General features: G+C 73.6%; 22 protein-coding genes and 2 tRNA genes. 11 read left to right on the top strand and 13 right to left on the bottom strand.

Annotated features, from left to right (window positions below):
- Positions 1-32: 32 nt before the first annotated feature.
- The 3 genes from ACYVID_RS07900 to ACYVID_RS07910 form a co-directional block, all read right to left on the bottom strand.
- On the bottom strand, positions 33-1,202 hold the full coding sequence (locus ACYVID_RS07900; RefSeq protein WP_460736091.1) for an acyl-CoA dehydrogenase family protein: 1,170 nt from the start codon (positions 1,200-1,202) through the stop codon (positions 33-35).
- 129 nt (positions 1,203-1,331) lie between these two features.
- Entirely contained in the window at positions 1,332-2,123 is a 792-nt protein-coding gene (locus ACYVID_RS07905) for a siderophore-interacting protein (protein ID WP_460736093.1), read from the bottom strand.
- A 406-nt stretch (positions 2,124-2,529) separates the two neighbouring features.
- Positions 2,530-3,162: a hypothetical protein gene (locus ACYVID_RS07910; RefSeq protein ID WP_460736095.1), complete on the bottom strand. Its 633-nt coding sequence runs from the start codon at positions 3,160-3,162 to the stop codon at positions 2,530-2,532.
- Between the two features lie 199 nt (positions 3,163-3,361).
- On the opposite strand from ACYVID_RS07910, the gene ACYVID_RS07915 reads away from it, so the two are divergent.
- The 3 genes from ACYVID_RS07915 to ACYVID_RS07925 are packed head-to-tail and all read left to right on the top strand — an operon-like array spanning position 3,362 to position 6,299.
- Positions 3,362-5,068: a carbon starvation CstA family protein gene (locus ACYVID_RS07915; protein ID WP_460736097.1), complete on the top strand. Its 1,707-nt coding sequence runs from the start codon at positions 3,362-3,364 to the stop codon at positions 5,066-5,068.
- A 7-nt stretch (positions 5,069-5,075) separates the two neighbouring features.
- Positions 5,076-5,336: a cory-CC-star protein gene (locus ACYVID_RS07920; protein WP_460736099.1), complete on the top strand. Its 261-nt coding sequence runs from the start codon at positions 5,076-5,078 to the stop codon at positions 5,334-5,336.
- A gap of 9 nt (positions 5,337-5,345) precedes the next feature.
- A complete protein-coding gene (locus ACYVID_RS07925; protein ID WP_460736101.1) occupies positions 5,346-6,299 on the top strand; it encodes an ArsA family ATPase in 954 nt (317 codons plus the stop codon).
- Positions 6,300-6,452: 153 nt separating this feature from the next.
- Here ACYVID_RS07925 and ACYVID_RS07930 read toward each other — a convergent pair whose 3' ends face one another.
- Together ACYVID_RS07930 and ACYVID_RS07935 are read right to left on the bottom strand one after the other, a co-directional pair.
- Positions 6,453-6,668: a YgaP family membrane protein gene (locus ACYVID_RS07930; RefSeq protein WP_460736103.1), complete on the bottom strand. Its 216-nt coding sequence runs from the start codon at positions 6,666-6,668 to the stop codon at positions 6,453-6,455.
- 4 nt (positions 6,669-6,672) lie between these two features.
- On the bottom strand, positions 6,673-8,850 hold the full coding sequence (locus tag ACYVID_RS07935) for an MMPL family transporter (RefSeq protein ID WP_460736106.1): 2,178 nt from the start codon (positions 8,848-8,850) through the stop codon (positions 6,673-6,675).
- 105 nt (positions 8,851-8,955) lie between these two features.
- Between ACYVID_RS07935 and ACYVID_RS07940 the strand changes: the two genes are divergently transcribed.
- From ACYVID_RS07940 to ACYVID_RS07955, 4 genes are all read left to right on the top strand, one after another.
- Positions 8,956-9,357 carry a DUF302 domain-containing protein gene (locus ACYVID_RS07940; protein ID WP_460736108.1) on the top strand — a complete coding sequence of 134 codons (402 nt, stop codon included), beginning with the start codon at positions 8,956-8,958 and terminating at the stop codon, positions 9,355-9,357.
- On the top strand, positions 9,357-9,620 hold the full coding sequence (locus tag ACYVID_RS07945) for a metal-sensitive transcriptional regulator (RefSeq protein ID WP_460736110.1): 264 nt from the start codon (positions 9,357-9,359) through the stop codon (positions 9,618-9,620). Before ACYVID_RS07940 ends, ACYVID_RS07945 begins: the two co-directional genes overlap by 1 nt.
- A 333-nt stretch (positions 9,621-9,953) precedes the next feature.
- The gene (locus tag ACYVID_RS07950) at positions 9,954-10,235 is read left to right on the top strand and encodes a DUF427 domain-containing protein (RefSeq protein ID WP_460736112.1); all 282 of its coding nucleotides are present in this window, start codon (positions 9,954-9,956) and stop codon (positions 10,233-10,235) included.
- Positions 10,236-10,348: 113 nt separating this feature from the next.
- Positions 10,349-10,660 carry a hypothetical protein gene (locus ACYVID_RS07955; RefSeq protein ID WP_460736114.1) on the top strand — a complete coding sequence of 104 codons (312 nt, stop codon included), beginning with the start codon at positions 10,349-10,351 and terminating at the stop codon, positions 10,658-10,660.
- Between the two features lie 82 nt (positions 10,661-10,742).
- Here the strand turns inward: ACYVID_RS07955 and ACYVID_RS07960 are convergent, their stop codons facing one another.
- Genes ACYVID_RS07960 through ACYVID_RS07980 form a run of 5 tightly spaced genes read right to left on the bottom strand, consistent with a single transcriptional unit; the run spans position 10,743 to position 12,922 of the window.
- The gene (locus ACYVID_RS07960; RefSeq protein WP_460736116.1) at positions 10,743-11,150 is read right to left on the bottom strand and encodes a Fur family transcriptional regulator; all 408 of its coding nucleotides are present in this window, start codon (positions 11,148-11,150) and stop codon (positions 10,743-10,745) included.
- Between the two features lie 19 nt (positions 11,151-11,169).
- The gene (locus ACYVID_RS07965) at positions 11,170-11,346 is read right to left on the bottom strand and encodes a hypothetical protein (protein ID WP_460736118.1); all 177 of its coding nucleotides are present in this window, start codon (positions 11,344-11,346) and stop codon (positions 11,170-11,172) included.
- A complete protein-coding gene (gene rpmF / locus ACYVID_RS07970) occupies positions 11,343-11,522 on the bottom strand; it encodes a 50S ribosomal protein L32 (RefSeq protein ID WP_460736120.1) in 180 nt (59 codons plus the stop codon). The genes ACYVID_RS07965 and rpmF overlap by 4 nt, the downstream gene beginning before the upstream one ends.
- Before the next feature lie 54 nt (positions 11,523-11,576).
- Entirely contained in the window at positions 11,577-12,671 is a 1,095-nt protein-coding gene (locus tag ACYVID_RS07975; protein WP_460736122.1) for a CobW family GTP-binding protein, read from the bottom strand.
- On the bottom strand, positions 12,668-12,922 hold the full coding sequence (locus tag ACYVID_RS07980) for a type B 50S ribosomal protein L31 (protein WP_460736124.1): 255 nt from the start codon (positions 12,920-12,922) through the stop codon (positions 12,668-12,670). The genes ACYVID_RS07975 and ACYVID_RS07980 overlap by 4 nt, the downstream gene beginning before the upstream one ends.
- Positions 12,923-13,041: 119 nt before the next feature.
- Here ACYVID_RS07980 and ACYVID_RS07985 point away from each other — a divergent pair, with 119 nt between their 5' ends.
- Together ACYVID_RS07985 and ACYVID_RS07990 are read left to right on the top strand one after the other, a co-directional pair.
- Positions 13,042-13,320, top strand: coding sequence for an HU family DNA-binding protein (locus ACYVID_RS07985; RefSeq protein ID WP_300644317.1), 279 nt, complete (start codon positions 13,042-13,044; stop codon positions 13,318-13,320).
- 116 nt (positions 13,321-13,436) lie between these two features.
- Positions 13,437-14,156, top strand: a complete 720-nt coding sequence (locus ACYVID_RS07990) for an SDR family NAD(P)-dependent oxidoreductase (protein ID WP_460736126.1) — start codon at positions 13,437-13,439, stop codon at positions 14,154-14,156.
- 79 nt (positions 14,157-14,235) lie between these two features.
- On the opposite strand, the gene ACYVID_RS07995 is transcribed toward ACYVID_RS07990, so the two are convergent.
- Positions 14,236-15,210: an endonuclease/exonuclease/phosphatase family protein gene (locus ACYVID_RS07995; protein ID WP_460736128.1), complete on the bottom strand. Its 975-nt coding sequence runs from the start codon at positions 15,208-15,210 to the stop codon at positions 14,236-14,238.
- 250 nt (positions 15,211-15,460) lie between these two features.
- Positions 15,461-15,534, bottom strand: a tRNA-Phe gene (locus ACYVID_RS08000).
- A gap of 151 nt (positions 15,535-15,685) precedes the next feature.
- On the opposite strand from ACYVID_RS08000, the gene ACYVID_RS08005 reads away from it, so the two are divergent.
- Positions 15,686-16,981 carry an ArgE/DapE family deacylase gene (locus ACYVID_RS08005; RefSeq protein ID WP_460736130.1) on the top strand — a complete coding sequence of 432 codons (1,296 nt, stop codon included), beginning with the start codon at positions 15,686-15,688 and terminating at the stop codon, positions 16,979-16,981.
- Positions 16,982-17,044: 63 nt separating this feature from the next.
- Here the strand turns inward: ACYVID_RS08005 and ACYVID_RS08010 are convergent, their stop codons facing one another.
- On the bottom strand, positions 17,045-18,112 hold the full coding sequence (locus ACYVID_RS08010; RefSeq protein WP_460736131.1) for a LacI family DNA-binding transcriptional regulator: 1,068 nt from the start codon (positions 18,110-18,112) through the stop codon (positions 17,045-17,047).
- A gap of 105 nt (positions 18,113-18,217) precedes the next feature.
- Here ACYVID_RS08010 and ACYVID_RS08015 point away from each other — a divergent pair.
- A tRNA-Glu gene (locus ACYVID_RS08015) sits at positions 18,218-18,290 on the top strand.
- Positions 18,291-18,434: the final 144 nt, after the last annotated feature.

Genomic DNA, 18,434 nt, shown 5'->3' on the forward strand with positions numbered 1-18,434 from the left:
CGCACCTCGACAGGTCCACCGGGACCCGGGCTTCAGCCCAGGTGCGTGATCGAGTCGTCCGGGGTGCGGTCGAGCGCCCGCGCGATGACCATCCGCTGGATCTGGTTGGTGCCCTCGAAGATCTGCATGACCTTGGCCTCGCGCATGTAGCGCTCGACCGGGAAGTCACGCGTGTAGCCGTAGCCGCCGAGCACCTGCACCGCGTCGGTGGTCACCTTCATCGCGTGGTCGGTGGCGACGAGCTTGGCGATCGAGGCCTCGCGGCCGTAGGGCAGGCCGGCGTCCTTGAGGCGGGCGGCGTGGAGCGTGGCGGCCCGGGCAGTCTGGACCGCGGCCTCCATGTCGGCGAGCAGGAACCCGAGGCCCTGGTGGTCGAGGATCCGCTGCCCGAAGGCCTCGCGCTCCCGGGCGTAGTCCAGGGCGTGGTCGAGAGCTCCCTGCGCAAGCCCCGTGGCGACGGCGGCGATGCCGAGGCGGCCGGCGTCGAGCCCTGCCAGGGCGATCTTGAGGCCCTCGCCGCGCTCCCCGATGAGGTGGTCGGCGGGCACGCGGGCGCCGTCGAGGCGCATGGTGGCGGTGGCCGAGCCGGTCAGCCCCATCTTCTTCTCGGGGGCGTCGGCGGACAGGCCGGGGGTGTCGGCGGGCACGAGGAAGCAGGAGATGTCGCCCTTGGCCTCGCCGGTGCGGGCCATGACCGTGTAGAAGTCGGCGTGCCCGCCGTGGGTGGTCCAGGCCTTCGCGCCCGTGAGCACCCACTCGTCACCGTCGAGCACCGCCCGCGTGCGCATCGCGGCAGGGTCGGAGCCGGCGTGCGGCTCGGAGAGGCAGTACGCCCCGAGCAGGTCGCCCGCGAGGAACTCCGGCAGCCAGCGGGCCTGCTGCTCCGGCGTACCACGGGTGACGAGGGCGAAGCAGGACAGGGCGTGCACCGACGTGCCGACGCCGACCGAGGCCCAGACGCTGCCGATCTCCTCCAGCACCTGGAGGTAGACCTCGTACGGGACGCCTCCGCCGCCGAGCTCCTCGGCGTAGGGCAGGCCGAGCAGCCCGGCCTTGCCGAGGGTGCGGAAGGCGTCGCGCGGGAAGACCTCGTCGCGCTCGGCGCCGGCCACGAGGGGGCCGAGCTCGACGGTCATGAGCTCGCGGGTGAGGCGGAGCAGGTCGGCGTGCTCCTCGGTGTCGAGGACGCGGCGGGCAGGCATGGGTGGCTCCACGGGTCGGTCGGCGGTGTGGGGTCGTGCGGGTGCAGGGTCGCTGCGGTCCCCACGATACGGCGGGTTCCGAGCCGCCCTGCCGGTGCGCGGACGTGACCGCTCGGCGGTGCGGGAGGGTCAGGCGTCGGCGTCCATCGCGGCCACGAACTCCTTCTTCACCGCGCGCCAGGCCTCGTCGGTCATGGTGCGGCGCCAGTACGGCGAGCAGGACATGTCCGCCCTGGTCAGACCGCGCTCGGTGAGCAGGTGGCGGCGGATCGCCCGGATCTCGTCGGCCTCCCCGTGCACGAAGGCGTGGACCCGACCGGCGGGGAAGTCGAGCGCCTCGACCGCGTCGGGGAGCGGCGTCGGCTGGTCAGGGGAGCGGTGCAGCCACAGCAGGTCGACCTCGGCCGCGGACTCGAGCGGCACCTCGTGCTCCGGCCCGTCGCAGACCAGCCGCACGACCGCGCGGGCGCCCGCGGGCAGTGCCTCCAGGGTGGCGGCGATCGCCGGCAGGGCGGACTCGTCACCGACGAGCAGGTGCCAGGCGGCATCCGGGTCGGGGCGGTAGCCGGCGCTCGGGCCGGTCATGACGAGCACGTCGCCGGGCCGCGCCGCCCGGGCCCACGGACCCGCCGCCCCCGCGTCCCCGTGCACCACGACGTCGAGGGTCAGCTCGCGCGCCGCCTCGTCCCACCGCCGCACGGTGTAGCGCCGCCGCGCGGGCCACTCCTCGCGTGGCCGGGTCGCCTTGACCTCGTCGGGGTCGAAGACCGGGCCGTACGTCGCGCCGGCCGGGGGGATCGCCACGTTGACGTAGGCGTCGGTGCCCTCGGCCGCCCGGAAGTCGTGCAGCCCGGGGCCGCCGAGCACCAGCCGCACCAGGGTCGGGGTGAGCTGCCGGGTGCGGAGCACCTCGCCGTGCATGGGACCTCCGAGGAGTGGGGTGCGGGCCGAGTCGTCTGTGCTGGGCTGAGGCGAGGCTAGCCCGCGCGCGACCCGCCCCGGTCGCCGGTCGCCCGCGCCGCCGGTCGAGGTGCGGGCACGCCTCCTGGTGTCCGAGGTGCGAGCGCAGCGCGCCTAGGGACCCGAGAGGGTGAGGTGGACGGAGCCGGACGGGGAACACCGTGCCGAGATCGGGCGCACCTGCGTCCGACAGGAGGAGGAGTCTCGTGAACACTCGCACCATCGCCATCGTGGCCCTGATCATCGCCGTCATCGTCCTGGTGCTGCTCCTGCGTTGACGCTCACCCGGCGCCCGTTCGAGCGTGACTCGGCGCCGTTTTGAGCGTGACTCGGCGCCGCCTCGACGACTCGCCGCCGCGGCTGCGGCTCAGACCCGCCCGCGGCGCGCGAGCGCCTCGGCGGCGGCCACGGCGTCGGCGGCCGACCCGGGGTCGGTCGCCGCGTCCACCGGCACGAGGCCGCCGAGCAGGGCGGCCGGCCGGGTCATCCAGCCCCACACCCGCCACGGGTCCACACCGGCTGCCAGCAGCGGCGACAGCAGGTCGGCCACCTCGGGCCGGGGCTCACCCGACGCGTCCAGCTGGAAGGCAGGCACCAGCAGCGCCAGCTCGGTCGGTACGCCGAGGAGCCGGTGCTCGGAGACGGCGCGGGTCACCGCGAAGCGGGTCGCGTCCACGCTCGCCCCACGCAGCTCGGCCAGCGTGTCGTAGGTGAACCACTCGGAGTCGAGCAGCTCCCGGCGTACCCGCGCCAGGTGCGCTGCCTGCACCAGCGGCACCGGCACCGCGTGCTGCGGCTCCTCGCCGTGCGAGCGCAGCAGCCGCTCGACCTGGATCAGCCGGTCCTCGTCGAGCTCCTCGCCCGTGCCGATGTCGACCCACCGTGCCGCGCCCGCGTCGTCGCGCTCGAGCCGGAGCATCCCCGACTCCTCGAGGTGCTCGACCAGCCCCAGCGAGGCCAGCCAGGTCGCGAGCCGCTCGGCCGTCGTGTCCTGGTCCACGCCCCCAGGGTGCCGCATGGGCGGGAGGAGCCGGTCGGGGCGGGCCAGGACGACCGTCCGTCGCGCAGGACCGACCGCTCGTCGCGCGCCACTCGTCGTGCGCACATGGTGAGCCCCGTCACAGGGAAGGCGGCGACGGCGACCCGGGCCGGGTCGCGCCCCCGTCGTACCCGTACCCCGTCCTGCTCGGAGGCCCCCCATGTCCTCGTTGTGGCTGCTGATCATCGGCCTCGCCATGCTGGCGACCGGTTACCTGCTCTACTCGAAGTTCCTCGCCGACCGCATCTACCAGCTCGATGCCGCGCACCCGACGCCGGCGCACGAGATGAACGACGGCGTCGACTTCGTGCCGACCAACAAGTTCGTCCTGTGGGGCCACCACTTCACCTCGGTCGCGGGCGCCGCACCGATCGTCGGCCCCGCGGTGGCGGTGATCTGGGGCTGGCTGCCAGCCTTCCTGTGGGTCACCCTCGGCACCGTCTTCTTCGCCGGGATGCACGACCTCGGCGCGCTGTGGGCCTCGGCGCGCAACCGCGGTCGGTCGATGGGCATGCTGTCGGGTCGCTACATCGGCGCCCGCGGTCGCAACCTCTTCCTGGTTGTCATCTTCCTGCTGCTGCTCATGGTCGTGGCCGCCTTCGCCGTGGTCATCAAGGACCTGCTCATCGCCACCCCGACCGCCGTGATCCCGACCTGGGGTGCCATTGCGGTCGCGGCCGTCGTCGGCCAGATGATCTACCGCTGGCGGATGAACCTGCTGCTCACCACCGTCATCGGTGTCACGGCGCTCTACTCGCTGATCCTGCTCGGCGACGCGTACCCGATCGAGCTGGGCGAGTCCACGCTCGGCATGTCGCCGGCGACCTTCTGGATCGTCACCTTGTTCGTGTACGCCGGCATCGCATCGCTGCTCCCGGTGTGGGTCCTGCTCCAGCCGCGCGACTACATCAACGGCGTCCAGCTCTTCATCGGCCTCGCCCTGCTGTACGGCGCCACGCTGGTCTCCGCGCCCGACCTGGTCGCTCCCGCGTTCAACGACAACGTCCCGGCCGGCACGCCGAGCCTGGTGCCGCTGCTCTTCGTCACCATCGCGTGCGGCGCGATCTCGGGGTTCCACGGCATGGTCTCCTCCGGCACCAGCTCCAAGCAGCTGGACAAGGAGACCGACGCCCGCTTCGTCGGCTACTTCGGCGCGATCGGCGAAGGACTCCTCGCGCTCGGCGCGATCATCGCCGCCACCGCGGGCTACCGCACGCTGGCCGACTGGGAGGCCGTCTACACCGAGTTCAACGCCGGCGGGGTCACCGCCTTCGTCGACGGCGGCGGCGCCATCCTCAACGCCGGCCTCGGCATCCCGGTCGGCCTGTCGGGCACCATCCTGGCCACCATGGCGGTGCTCTTCGCGGCGACCACGATGGACACTGGCGTGCGGCTGCAGCGCTTCGTCGTGCAGGAGATCGGCGAGGTGATGGGTGTGCGCATCGACAAGTACGCCGGCACCGCGATCGTCCTGGCGGTGGCCATGGGCCTGACCTTCTCTGCCGGTGCGGGCGGCGAGGGCGGCATGCGGATCTGGCCGCTCTTCGGCACCACCAACCAGCTGCTGGCCTCGCTGACGCTCTCGATCGTTGCGGTCATCCTCATCCGCAAGCGCCGCAACCCGCTGCCGGCGCTGGTGCCGCTGGTCTTCGTCTTCGTGATGAGCTTCTACGCAGCGATCGTCCAGCTCGGCACCCTGCGCGACAACGGGGACTGGCTGCTGCTCGGAATCGACGCGGTCATCATCGTCGCGGCGGTCTGGGTCGCGCTCGAGGCGGGGCTGGCGATGCGCCGGGCCCGCCAGGAGCCCGCCGAGACCGACGACGCCGACCGGCACGTCGCGCTCGAGGAGCCGGCCCAGCGGTGAGCCAGCGGTGAGCGGGGACCGATGGCGGCGGTTCCGGGCCGGCGTGGAGGAGTTCTACGCCGGCCCCTACCGCGCCACCCTGCGCCGCGCCCGTCGCGACGAGGACGACCTGTTCCGGTTGGTGGTGCTCGCCGAGGCGCTCGGGGTGCCCGACCCGGCGGCGTACTGGTCGGCGGAGCTGCTGCCGGCGACGTACGCCGAGTTCCACGACTGGCACCGACGCATGGGCATGGAGCGATCGCCGCTCGACCACGTGGGGTGCTGCTGAGGTGCTCCGGTGAGCGGGCTGCTCCTGGTCTCCGGCAAGGGCGGGGTCGGCAAGACATCGGTGTCCTGCGCGCTGGCGCTGCGGCACTCGTGGGCCGGGCGGCGGGTGCTGCTTGTCTCCACCGACCCGGCGCACAACCTGGGTCACGCGTGGGACCTCCCGCTCGGTGACGACCCGCGACGCGTCGTCGAGCACGGGCCGGGACACGTGGACGCGGTCGAGATCGACCCCGCGGCGGTGGTCGAGCGGCACCTCGCGGCCGTGGGGCGCACGATGCGGCGGCTGCTGCCCGAGCACCTCCACGGTCCGGCCGCCCGCCACCTCGACCAGGCCCGGCACGCCCCCGGGACCCACGAGTCGGCGGTGCTCGAGCGGCTCGCGGAGCTGGTCGTCGACGCGTGCGGGCCGTCCTCGGCGTACGACCTGGTCGTCGTCGACACCGCCCCGACCGGTCACACGCTGCGTCTGGTCGCGCTGCCCGAGCGGCTGACCACCTGGACCGAGGGGTTGTTGGCGGGGCGCGACCGGTCCGAGCGGCTCGGCGCCGCGGTGCGGGGACTGGGCGGGGGAGACGACACGGCCGACCGCGACGCCGAGCTGCGCCGGGTGCTCGTACGCCGCCGGCAGCGCTTCGCGACCTTCCGGGACCTCCTCGTCGACCCGGCGCGCGCCGGCTTCGTGCTGGTCACGGCCGCCGAGCGGCTCCCGGTCGCGGAGACCGCTGCCCTGCACGGGGAGCTGCACGCCCTGGGCATCGGCGTGGACGCCCTGGTCGTCAACCGCCGCTCGCCCGATGACGGCGGTCTGCTCGCGCAGCGCCGGCGGCTCGAGGAGCCGCACGTCGAGTCCCTGCGCCGCCTCGGCGTGCCCCTCACCGAGGTCCCGCTGCTGCCCGGCGAGCTGATCGGGGAGTCGGCGCTCGGGGTGCTGGCGGAGCGGCTGGAGGGGGTGGGGGCCGGGTAGTCCGAATCATTTCTGATGCCCAGCTCGTGCTCAGCATCAGAAATGATTCGGAGGATCCCGGCCCGCGCCAGGACGCAGGCGGTGCGCAGCCGAGCCGCCCGGGGGTGGAGGGCGTCTCGACCGCGCACCGCGATCGGGGGCGGGTCGCTCAGCTCAGCGGAACGCGCACCCGCTGGGGAGACCCGCCCTGCGGAAGACCATCGCCGCCGGGCAGAAGCCCGTGACGCTGGACTGCAGCAGGTTGAGGCCGACGAACGCGGTGAGCAGCAGCCACCACGGCGAGGCCAGGGCGGCCAGCAGGGCGCTGACCAGGGTCATGGTGCCCGCGAGGGCGAGGACGGCACGGTCGAGGTTCATCATCGTCGTCATCCGATCAGTCGTGGGCGAAGGAGATGGTGGGCAGGACCCGCTTGAGCCAGGCCGGGGACCACCAGGCGGCGTCGCCGGTGAGGCGCAGCAGCACGGGCAGCAGGACCAGCCGCACCAGGAAGGCGTCGAGCAGGACGGCGACGCCGAGCACGATGCCCATCTCCTTGGGCGGGATCGGGCCGGACAGGGCGAAGGTGAAGAACACCGCGACCATGACCGCGCCGGCGGCGAAGATGACCCGGCCGGAATGGGCCAGCGAGCCGACCATCGCCTCGCGAGCGTCACCCGAGCGCTCGTGGTGCTCCTTGGCCGAGGCCAGCAGGAACACGGTGTAGTCCATCGCGATCGCGAAGATCATCGCGAAGAAGAACACCGGCGCCCACGCGTCCAGGAAGCCCTGCGATTCGAAGCCCAGCAGGTCCGCGCCGTGGCCCTCCTGGAAGACCAGCCGTGCGACACCGAAGGCGGCGGCGGTCGAGAGCAGGCTCACCAGCGTGCCCAGCAGCGAGATGAGCGGGGCCTGCAGCGCGACCAGCAGCAGCAGGAAGCCCAGCGCCAGCACGACGCCGATGACGATCGGGGTGGACTCGTCGAGCTGCGCCTTGAGGTCGAGGTTCTCCACCGCGGCGCCGCCGAGCAGCGCCGAGGACGGAAGGTCCCCGCGCAGTCGGTCGACGGTCTGCGCCAGCTCGGGGTCGGAGGGGTCGACGGTCGGCACGGCCTGTACCAGCACCAGGCCGGAGTCGTCGGTGGCGGGCATGGCGGGCAGTACGCCGGCGATGCCGCTGTCCGCGGACAGCACCGCTGCGGTCTCCTCGGCCTGCGCCTCCTCGACGACCACCCCGATCGCACCCGGGGCGCCCTCGCCGAGCTCGGACTGCACGACGTCGTACCCGATCCGCGCGGAGGCGTCCTCGGGCAGCACCTTGATGGAGGGCATGGCGGTGTTGAGGCCGAGCACGGGTGCGGCGAGGGCCAGCAGGACCAGCAGCGAGGCGAGGCCCCAGGTCCACGGGCGGGCCCAGAGGCGCTCGCCCCAGGCGGCGAACCGCGGCGAGCGGTGCTCACCGGAGCGCGACCAGGGCAGGGCGCCCTTGTTGATGCGGTGGTCGAGCCAGCCGAGCACGAGCGGCAGGAGGGTGAGCGTCGCCCCCAGCACGAAGACGACGCTGATCATGATGCCGCCGGCCATGGACCGGAAGGAGGGCGAGGGCACGAGCATCACGGCGGACAGCGAGACCAGCACGGTGAGGCCCGAGAGCAGGACGGCCTTGCCGGCGGTGTCCATGGTCTGCGCGATGGCCGGCACGACGCCGTCGGGTCCGGGGTGCGCGGCACGGGCGGCGCGGTAGCGGACCACGATGAAGAGGGCGTAGTCGATGCCGAGCGCGAGGGCGAACATCATCGCGAAGTTCATCGCCCAGATGGAGACCGGCACGAGCTCGTTGATGAGCACCAGCGAGCCGGCCGAGGCGACGAGGCCCGCGAGGGTCAGCAGCAGCGGGAGGCCGGCGGCCACCAGGGCGCCGAAGGCGAGGACGAGGATCGCCAGGGTGACCGGCCACGACATGAGCTCGCTCTTGAGCATCGCCTCGAGGTTGGCCTCGTTGAAGTCGCTCCACAGCAGCGAGGAGCCGGTCGGCGTCACCTGCACCGTGTCGGTGGACAGGGCGGTGAGCTCGTCCTTGAGGTCGGTCGCGGCGCGCACCATGTCGTTGGTGTCGGCGCCGGCGCCGGCCAGGACCACGCCGGTGTCGCCGTCCTGGGAGAGGGTGGCGCCGGGCTGGGGCGGCACGACCCGGGCGATCCGGTCGTCGCCCTCGAGCACCTCGGTGACTGCGGCGACCACCTTTGCGCCCTCGCCCTCGGTGACCGGGCCCGACTCCGAGCGCACGACGACCTGGATGGCGGAGGAGGCGTTGCCACCGAAGTGCTCCACGGCCAGCTCTCGCGCCGCCACCGAGTCCGATCCGTCCGCCTGCCAGCCGGCTCCCGACAGGTCGTGCTCGACGCGGGGGGCGAAAACGCCCAGCCCGACGATGAGCAGGACCCACACGATCGAGACGGCGCGACGGTGGTCGAGCACCCAGGTGCCGAGCCGGCCGAGCGGGCCAGGTCCGTGGGGGATGCCGGACGGCTTCCCCGCGGACCTCGCGGACGGGTGGGGAGTGGTGCTGGTCATGGACTCTCCTCCTGGGAGCAGCGCTTGGCGAGAACCCCCTGGGGGGTTACGATGGGTCCCAGGAAAGCAACCCCCATGGGGGTTATGCAAGTCCGAGGAGGAAGCATGGCCGGCTACACGCTCACCGCACGCTCGACGCAGGGGTACGACGACACCGTCGCCCGGGTCCGCGAGCTGCTCGCCGACGCCGGGTTCGGCGTGCTCACCGAGATCGACCTGAGGGCCACGCTCAAGGCCAAGCTCGACGTCGACGTGACGCCCCAGGTGATCCTGGGCGCGTGCCGCCCGCAGCTGGCGCACCAGGCGCTGGCTGCCGACCCGTCCGTGGCGGCGCTGCTGCCGTGCAACGTGGTCGTGCGCGGTGACGGCGACGGCGCGGTCGTCGAGGCGTTCGACCCGCAGGTGATGATCTCGATGACCGACGCCTCCGACGCGGTCCGCCAGGTCGCCGAGGACGCCCGCGAGCGCCTGCTCGGCGTCCTCGCCCGGGTCGAGGACGGGTCCTGATGCAGCTCGAGGCGGAGGTCACCAAGCCGCTCGTGACGCGCATGAAGCGCGCCCACGGCCACCTCGCCACGGTGATCCGCATGCTGGAGGAGGGCTCGGACTGCGAGGACGTCCTGACCCAGCTGGCCGCGGTCAACAAGGCACTGTCACGCGCGGGCTTCGCGATGGTCGCGACAGGCATGGAGCAGTGCCTGCTCGAGGGCAGCGACCTCGACGGCAGCCAGCGGGCGCGGATGGAGAAGCTGTTCCTGGCGCTGGCCTGAGATGGGCCGCGGGGGCGCTCGGGTTCGTCGGGTAGCCGACAAACCCGGAAGCAGTGGTCGAAAGCTTCGTCGTGGAGCTCCCGGGTCCGTCGGGGCGCCGACAGACCCGGCCCGGCCGGCTCGCGCCAGGCCTCAGCCCCGGCCGGCCCCCACGGGCTCGCGCACCGCTGCGGGCGCGCCGGCTCCGGCGTACGGCGACGGCGCCATGGTCCGGGAGCAGGATGATCAGGGGGAGGAGCAGCGGCCCGCCGACAGGAAGCGACGGCGCTTGCCGTCGCCCGGCACAGTGGGAGGACCGCGGGCGTCGCCCGCTCGAGCCGAGGAGCGAGTCAGATGAAGGCTGTGTGGAACGGCGAGGTCATCGCCGAGAGCGACGACACCGTGGTGGTGGAGGGCAACCACTACTTCCCCCGCGCTGCGCTGCGCGACGACGTCCTGGAGGCCTCGGACCACCACACCACCTGCGGATGGAAGGGCCAGGCCTCGTACTACACGCTGAACGTGGGTGGCCAGCGCAACGCGGACGCGGTCTGGTTCTACCCCGACCCGCTGCCGGGCGCGCAGCAGGTGGCCGACCGGGTCGCGTTCTGGAAGGGCGTCCAGGTCACCGACTGATCGGGGCGACGTGACGGAGGGCGACGTTCCGCACGCCTGGAATGACGTACGGCGTAGGCAACGTCTCTCACCAGGGCCCGTGACGGAGGCCGGCGCCACGTAGGCTCCGCGCCATGGTGGCGAGCAGGTCGGCACGGGCGCGGAAGGCGGGCGTCGAGGCGGGTCCGCTCGCCGCGGTGAGGATCGACCTCGCCTCCGACGAGTCGTTCGCCTACCGGATCGACTGCACCGCCTGCCGCACCGCCGGCGGCCGCAGCCCGTGGTCGACGTACCGACGGGGCGAGGAGAACGGCTACCTCGCCGCGATGGACCGCTGGACCTTCCACCTCGTCGAGAAGCACCCCGGCGAGGAGGCCCCCTGCCTGGCCTACCTGGCCGAGGCGCAGCAGCGGCTGCAGGAACGACGCGAGTCCCGCGAGGCCTGATAGCGCCCGCAGCAGCTCCCGGGAGGTCGAGTCGGCGCATCGTTCCGGGGCTCTGGACCGGCTCGGCACCGCCGACGAGGACTCAGGCGGTGCTGCACTCCGCGCACAGCCCGAAGATCTCGACCGTGTGTGCGACGTCGGTGAAGCCGTGCTCCTCGGCGGCCGCGTGGGCCCAGCGCTCGACGGCCGGGCCGGTCAGCTCCACCGTGCGCCCGCACGAGCGGCAGACCAGGTGGTGGTGGTGCTGGGGGCTGCACTGGCGGTAGAGCACCTCGCCGGCCTCGTTGCGGACGCTGTCGATCTCGGCGTCCTCGCTCAGCGTCTGCAGCGTGCGGTAGACCGTCGACAACCCGACCGTCTCGCCGCGGGCCCGCAGCTGTGCGTGGATCTCCTGGGCGCTGGCCAACGAGTCGAGCTCGCCGACGAGCTCGCGCACGAGCGCGCGCTGCCGCGTGGAGCGGCGTACGACGGTGCCGTCAGCGGAGGTCATGAGGGGAGTCTAGGGAGGGTCACTCGTAGGTCTGGAGCGGCTCGTCGACGATCTCGACCGACTCTGCTGCGAGCACCACCTCGAAGGGCGGCTCGACTCCCGTGCCGGTGACGCGCGTGCCCGTGACCGCGATCCACTCGTCGCGCTCCGGTCGAGCGGCTGCGCGATGCAGTGCGCGTGCGGGGGCTGCGCTCACCGCGCGGCCCGCCACGGCTCGACGTACCCGCGCTCGACCGCGCGGACCAGTCGTCGGGGGACCAGGCAGGTCTCTCCCTGGACGACGACGGGCACGAGGTCGCTCGCGCTCGCCTTCCACTGCGAGCGTCGGTGGCGGGTGTTGCTGCGAGAGGTGCGGCGCTTGGGGACGGCCACGGTCTCTCCTCCTTCTCCTTCGGCGGTGCTGGATAGGGGTGCGGGGCGGGCGGGTCAGGCGACGTCGCGGATGTCACCGAGCCACGGCTCGAGGCCGTCCTCCGCGACGTCCCAGGTGCGCCGGTCGAGCAGCGCCTCGGTGGGGGTGAGGAGGATGTCCTCGAAGGCCGCGGCGAGCCGCGCGGGCACCTGCTCGGCCCCGTCGCGGAGCCCGGTGACGACGAGTCGGGTGACCGGGGTGCGGCGCCCCCACAGCGTGTAGGCGCCGATGCTGAGCTGGCCGCCGGCGCCCGACCACTCCAGCAGGCTGCCGGGGCGGGTAGGCAACCAGAAGGAGCCCCGGGAGCGGAACGGGCCGCTCCCGAGCCGCTCGATCTGGTCGAGGAGCCGATCGGGGTGGAAGGGCCGGGGGGAGCAGAGGTCGAGACGCCAGACGTGCTCGTCCTCCAGGGCCGGCACCACGGTCTCGAGCTCGGGCGAGCACCAGGCGTGCGTGCGCGCCTGGTCGTGCCGCCCCTGCAGGAGGGCCGCGACGTCGAGGGCGGTGGCGCCGGCGACGACCCGCGCGTCGGGCCGTGCCAGGGCGCGGACGAGGGAGTGCTCCTCCTCGGTGGCGCCTGCCTCGCCGTCGAGCACGACCAGGTCGGCGGCCTCGACCTGGGCGCAGGCGACCTCGCCGACACCCCGGTCGTCGCCGGGGTTGGTGTGCAGGTCCCGCTCGCGCAGCAGGTCGTCGCTGAGCAGGTCGCGCGCCACGTCCCGGGTGCCCACCGCGGCCAGGACCGCCGCGAGCCTCAGGTGCCGGGCCAGCCGGGAGTCGGTGCCGAGCACGTGGGCCAGCTGACCGGCCTCGGTGCCGATCGGCAGTCCGGAGACGATGCTGCTCCAGCGTCCGTCGCGAGCGAGTCGCTCGAGCGTCGGCAGGATGTCCTCGCGCAACGCGCAGCTCACGCAGGCGTGCTCCAGCTGCACCTGCTCGCGCTCCAGCACGCCGGTGGCGTCGCTGACGGTGCGGGTGAGCACCTGGGAGTGCGGGTCGATGACGTGGCGCACCGCGACGGCGGTGGGCAGGTCCCAGGACAGGCTGAGCATGGTCGCGTCCATGGCGACCGGGTCGACCCCGGTCACGACGAGCAGCGGCGTCCTCATGCGCGGTTCCCGTAGCGACGCTGGAACTTCTCGACCCGACCCTCGCTGTCGAGCGTGCGGGCGGTGCCCGTCCAGAAGGGGTGGCTGTCGCTGGAGACGTCGACGTCGACGACCGGGTAGGCGACCCCGTCCACGACGGTCTCCTCCCCGCCGCGGCGCGAGGTCAGGGTCGACCGGGTCAGGAACAGCCGCCCGGTGCTCCGGTCGCGGAAGGCCACGGGGCCGTACTCGGGGTGGATGTCCTTCTTCACTCGTCCTCCTGCGGCAAGGGGTCAATGCTAATGAGAATCGTTCTCATTCCCAACTATGGCACAGTGGTCCCGTGCGGGTCGACCCGGCCCGCACGCACCGACACGCAAGGAGCAACTGGATGAACCGCAAGGACCTGGTCGAGACCATCGCGCGCGAGGCCGACCTGAGCACGGCGCAGGCCGATGCAGCGCTGAAGGCGCTCGTCGACGGCGTCGTCGCCGCCGTCGCCGGTGGGGACAAGGTCGCCATCGCCGGCTTCGGGACCTTCGAGTCGCGCCAGCGCTCGGCCCGCACCGGCCGCAACCCCCAGACCGGCGAGACGATGGAGATCGCCGCCTCCGTGGCGCCGGCCTTCAAGCCCGCCGCCGGCTTCAAGCAGGCGGTCGCTGGCGCCTGAGGCGTCCCGGCCCTGTGCGGCGTCCCGCTCTTCCGGGACGCCGCACTACGCCCGCACCGCCGCCCCTACGATCGCCCCGCGCGCCACCCGGGCGCGCACGGACAGAGGTGGTCGTGGTGGCGGGACGGTTCGAGGGCAAGCGGGCACTGGTGACGGGTGCGTCCGGCGGGGTCGGGCGCTCGACCGTCGAGCTGCTCGAGGAGGAGGGCGCCCGCGTCGTCGGGCTCGACCTGACGGAGGCCGAGGGCGTCCTGGCCTGCGACGTGAGCGACGAGGCCTCGGTGCGCGCCGCCGTCGCCGAGGCCGTACGCCGCCTGGAGGGCCTCGACGTGGTCGTGAACGTGGCCGGGATCGACCGGTTCCGCCGCTTCGAGGACCTCGACGTGGCCACGTGGCAGCAGCACCTCGGCGTCAACCTCACCGGTCCGATGCTCGTCACCCACGCGGCACTGCCGGCCCTGCGCGAGTCGCGCGGCAACGTCGTGACCATCGCCTCGATCGCCGGGCTCCGCGCGCAGCCCTACCAAGCGGCGTACTGCGCCTCCAAGGCCGGCGTCGTCATGCTCATGAAGTCCCTGGCCCTCGAGCTGGCCGCCGACGGCATCCGGGTCAACACCATCTGCCCCGGCGGCGTGCAGACCGACCTGCCGACCAACGCCGCGGCCGAGCACCCCGACACCGACCTGGACTGGGGCCTGCTCATGGAGACCGCGGGCGCGCGCTACGGGTTCATGCCGCCGCGCGACATCGCCGACGCGGTCGCCTACCTCGCCTCCGACGCCGCCGCCTCGGTCACGGGCGCGGTCCTCTCGGTCGACCGCGGCACCGCCTGCTGACCCGAGCGGGGACACGGACCCGCCGGGGGTCTCCCGGGACGGGCGAGGGCCGTGCTCGTCGACGGCGGGGCAGCCGGGCTCAGCGGCGCGGGCCGACCCCGGTCAGGTCGACGGTGGTCGAGATCGCCGGGTGGTCGGAGTGCACCTCGACGACCCGGTGGTCCACCACCTCGCTGCCCGGCGGGTGGAAGAGGTACATCACCTCCGCCCGGGAGTAGCCGTGCCCGATCCGCCCCATCGCTGCGGCCGCGGTCCACTTGCCCTGGTGGGGGTGGGAGTTCATGTCGCCGCCGAGCAGCACCGGCCCGTGCTTGGACAGCCGCTGCACGACGTCGACGACGCGCGCCATGCCCTGCTTCCAGCGACGCTTGCGCGACGGCTTGTCCTTGCCCGGCTGCTCCGGGTAGACGACGGGGTTGGTGGGCATGTGCAGCGAGACCACGGACACCACGGCCCGGCTGGTCGTGCGCCCCAGGACCGCCCAGGTCACGTAGCGGTCCCAGACGAACGCCTCGCCCGCCCGGTAGCCGCGGTCGTCGTCGACGACCTTCACCCGTCCGGCGTCGAGGAGCTCCCACCGCTTCGGCCGCCACATCACGACGTTGTTCATCGACTGGCTGCCGCCGCGGGTCGTGTCGCGCACCGGGTCGCGGTACGCCCGGTAGGGGCCCGCGTGCTGCTCCAGCCAGGCCAGGTCCCGGGACCCGACCTCGTTGAGCAGCACGAAGTCCTGCCGGTCCGAGGTCAGGTCGGCGAGCGAGAGCCGGACCTTCCGCTTGCTCGTGCGGTTGGGGATGTTGGCCACCGAGACCCGCACCCGCCCGTCGTGCTTGCGCCCGACCCGGGCGTCCACCTGACCCATGCGACCCAGCTCCAGGCCGGACCCGGCGCGGCCCTGCTCGGCCGGCTCGCTCGCCGCGACCGGAGCGACGTCGACGGTGTTCGTCGGCGCCGGACCGGCCTGCGACAGCAGCAGGGCCGTCACCAGGGCGCCGGTCAGCAGACCGGTGGACGGTCGGGAGGGCCGGCGTCGGGACCGCGCGTTCTCGAGCACCCGACGACGGTACGCCGCGCGCCGCTGCCGTGGGAGTGGAGCGGTCGGGATGGCCCGGGTGGGGGCCGCTCCCCGTCCGGACGGACGACCCCGTTCGTCGAAGCGCAGACCGAAAGGCTCTGGGAGCTCCCTTGGCGCCGGTCCTCAGGCTTAGTGACCTGCATGGCGGGGTGCTTCGGTCTGCGTTTCGACGAGCCCCGGACGCGGAACAGCCCCCGCCGTGACCGGCGGGGGCTGTCCGTGGTGCTCGTGGGCAGGGGCGGGGTCGAACCGCCGACCTATCACTTTTCAGGCGATCGCTCGTACCAACTGAGCTACCTGCCCGAGCGCCCGCCACCTTACCGCAGCCCCGAGGGGCGCCACGAATCGGTTCCCCCTCGACACGTGGCCCACCCGGAGGGTGCCGGGTAGTCAGTCCGGGTCCATTCCGGCCCATCCCCGGCGTACGCCGTCGAGCCGGCCGCACACTGCGCGCATGTCCCTCAGCGGCCCCCGAGACCTCTCCGACCGCGAGCTGCGCGCGCTCGCCTTCGTCGACGAGCGCGAGCTCGTGCGCGACCTGGTGGCCCTGACCGAGGTGCCGAGCGTCTCGGGCAGCGACGCGGAGTGCGACGTGCAGCACCGGTTGGCCAAGCAGCTGCGCACGATGGACCTCGACGTCGACCTGTGGCAGGTCGACCTCGAGGCGACGACCTCGCACCCGGACTTCCCCGGCTGGGAGGCCCCACGCCGGGAGGCGTGGGGCCTGGTGGCGACCGCGCCCGGCTCCGAGGGGGAGGTCGGGCCCCCGGCGCTGGTCCTGCAGGGTCACGTCGACGTCGTCCCGCCCGGTGACCTCGCACAGTGGGAGGGCGACCCCTTCACCGCCCGCGTCAGCGGCGGCCGGGTCCACGGCCGCGGCACCTGCGACATGAAGGCCGGCGTCGTGGCCAACCTGGCTGCCGCCCGCGCGGTGCTGGCCGCCGGCCTCGACCTGCCGCGCACCTTCGGCCTTCACCTCGTGGTCGGCGAGGAGGACGGCGGCCTCGGGGCCTTCGCGACCCTCCAGCGCGGCCACCGGGCGGACGCCTGCCTCATCACCGAGCCCACCAGCGGCACGCTGACCACCGCCAACGCCGGCGCCCTGACCTTCGAGATCGCCGTGGCGGGCCAGGCCACCCACGGCAGCACGGCGTACGCCGGGGTCAGCGCCTTCGACCGCTACCTCCCGCTGCACGCGGCGCTCGCCGACCTCCAGGCCCGCCGCAACGAGCGGGTCGACCCGCTCATGGGGGAGTACCCCGTCGCCTACCCACTCTCCGTCGGCCGGGTCACCTGCGGCGACTGGGCCAGCAGCGTGCCGGACCGGCTGGTCGCCGAGGGCCGGCTCGGGGTCGCCCTCGACGAGGACCCGGCCGCCGCCCGCGCCGAGCTGGAGGAGGCCGTCGCCGAAGCAGCCGCCACCGACCCATGGCTGCGCGAGCACCCACCGGTCGTCACGTGGCCGGGCGGTCAGTTCGCCAGCGGGCGGTACGACGGGGCCCACGGCCGCGCCCTGGCCCACCTCGTCTCCGCGGCCCACGCGGACGTGGTCGCAGGTCCGCCGCCGCGGGAGCGCGGCGCGCCGTACGGCAGCGACCTGCGGCTCTACTCCGCCGCCGGCATCCCCACGCTCCACTACGGCCCCGGCGACGTCCGGCTCGCCCACGGGCCCAGGGAGTCCGTCGAGGTCGCCGAGCTGGTCCGGGTCACCGAGACCCTCGTGCTGAGCCTGGTGCGCGCCTGCTCCTGACCGCGGAGCGGTCAGCTCCGCACCGCCGACGGCTGGAGGGTCCAGAACTGACGCTTCGGCCGCTCAGGCGCGCGGGGGAGCGGTGCTGCCGCGGACGACGAGCGAGGTGGGGAGCACGGTCCGGACCGGGTCGGCGGGTGATCCTCCGGCAGCGTCGCGGCGCATGACGTCGAGCAGGGCCGCCACGGCCAGCCGTCCCTTCTCGGTCACCGGCTGGCTGACGGTGGTCAGCGCGGGCTGCACGGCGGTGGCGATCGAGGAGTCGTCGAAGCCCACCACCGACACGTCGTCGGGCACCTTGAGGCCGAGGGACTCCGCGGCCCGCATCGCCTGCGCGGCGTAGCCGTCGGAGAAGCACAGCAGCGCCGTCGGTCGCTCGGCGGCGGGTCGGTCGAGCAGCCGCCGGGCCGCGTCGTACGCCGCCTCGACCGGCCGGAACGCCGCCAGCTCCTCCAGCGGCTCGATGCCGGCCGCGCCGAGCGCCGAGCGCCAGCCCCGGTCGCGCTCGGCGGCGGGCGGGTTCCACGGGGCGTCGGGCGGGGTGGCCTCGGGCGCCTCCTCGGTCACCGGGTGCAGGTTGAGCAGCCCGACCCGGCGGTGGCCGAGGTCCACGACGTGCTGGGCGGCCGCGCGGGCGCCGGCCCGGTCGTCGACGTTGATCGCCGGAGCGCCGGGCAGCGCCTCCTGGTCGACGGTCACCAGCGGCAGGTCGCGGCGGCGCAGCCAGGCCAGGTCGGTGGAGTCGGGCTCGCAGACGTAGACCAGTGCCCCGTCCATCGGCACGTCGCGCGCGGGCACGGTCTCCCCACCGACGCCCGCGGTGATAAGGGTGAGGGCCAGCCCGTGGTCGGACAGCGCGTCGGCGACCGCCACCAGGAACTCGGTCGCCACCGGGTCGGCCGCCTGCTCGCTCATCCGGCCGGTCAGCAGCAGCCCCACGGTGCCGGTGCGGCCGCGGGCCAGCGCCCGCGCGGCCGGGTCGGGACCGACGTACCCCAGCTCCTCGGCGACCGCGAGGATCCGCGCGCGCAGGTCGGCGGAGAGCTTCTCGGGCCGCGAGAAGGCGTTGGACACCGTCATCCGGCTCACCCCGACCTCGTCGGCGATCGACTGGAGCGTGACCTTCGGCATCGCCGGGCTCCTCTGGTCGACGGTGGGTGGGCTGTCCCGATCATGCCCGAGGAGCTCACCGCGCGCGGGCCGACCCCGCCTGCCAGGTAGAGTTCGCCAGCACTGGCCCCCATCGTCTAGCGGCCCAGGACCCCGCCCTTTCACGGCGGTAGCACGGGTTCGAATCCCGTTGGGGGTGCTCTGCTCTCTTCTCGCTCTCGTCTCCGCGCAGGACCATGGTCCCTCCTCGAGAGCCCTGTGCGGGGACCATGGTCCCCCCACGACGGTGACCGGCGGCCCTGTCCGCCGAGGCGCGGGCGCTGGAGTCTGGTGGTGACCCAGC

The organism is Nocardioides ginkgobilobae (assembly GCF_054781275.1).

Bases quoted from the DNA above. Each gene is read 5' to 3' on its own strand.
- ACYVID_RS07900 (WP_460736091.1), bottom strand. From the start codon at position 1,202: ATGCCTGCCCGCCGCGTCCTCGACACCGAGGAGCACGCCGACCTGCTC.
- ACYVID_RS07905 (WP_460736093.1), bottom strand. From the start codon at position 2,123: ATGCACGGCGAGGTGCTCCGCACCCGGCAGCTCACCCCGACCCTGGTG.
- ACYVID_RS07915 (WP_460736097.1), top strand. From the start codon at position 3,362: ATGTCCTCGTTGTGGCTGCTGATCATCGGCCTCGCCATGCTGGCGACC.
- ACYVID_RS07930 (WP_460736103.1), bottom strand. From the start codon at position 6,668: ATGACGACGATGATGAACCTCGACCGTGCCGTCCTCGCCCTCGCGGGC.
- ACYVID_RS07935 (WP_460736106.1), bottom strand. From the start codon at position 8,850: ATGACCAGCACCACTCCCCACCCGTCCGCGAGGTCCGCGGGGAAGCCG.
- ACYVID_RS07940 (WP_460736108.1), top strand. From the start codon at position 8,956: ATGGCCGGCTACACGCTCACCGCACGCTCGACGCAGGGGTACGACGAC.
- ACYVID_RS07945 (WP_460736110.1), top strand. From the start codon at position 9,357: ATGCAGCTCGAGGCGGAGGTCACCAAGCCGCTCGTGACGCGCATGAAG.
- ACYVID_RS07950 (WP_460736112.1), top strand. From the start codon at position 9,954: ATGAAGGCTGTGTGGAACGGCGAGGTCATCGCCGAGAGCGACGACACC.
- ACYVID_RS07955 (WP_460736114.1), top strand. From the start codon at position 10,349: ATGGTGGCGAGCAGGTCGGCACGGGCGCGGAAGGCGGGCGTCGAGGCG.
- ACYVID_RS07960 (WP_460736116.1), bottom strand. From the start codon at position 11,150: ATGACCTCCGCTGACGGCACCGTCGTACGCCGCTCCACGCGGCAGCGC.
- ACYVID_RS07975 (WP_460736122.1), bottom strand. From the start codon at position 12,671: ATGAGGACGCCGCTGCTCGTCGTGACCGGGGTCGACCCGGTCGCCATG.
- ACYVID_RS07985 (WP_300644317.1), top strand. From the start codon at position 13,042: ATGAACCGCAAGGACCTGGTCGAGACCATCGCGCGCGAGGCCGACCTG.
- ACYVID_RS08005 (WP_460736130.1), top strand. From the start codon at position 15,686: ATGTCCCTCAGCGGCCCCCGAGACCTCTCCGACCGCGAGCTGCGCGCG.
- ACYVID_RS08010 (WP_460736131.1), bottom strand. From the start codon at position 18,112: ATGCCGAAGGTCACGCTCCAGTCGATCGCCGACGAGGTCGGGGTGAGC.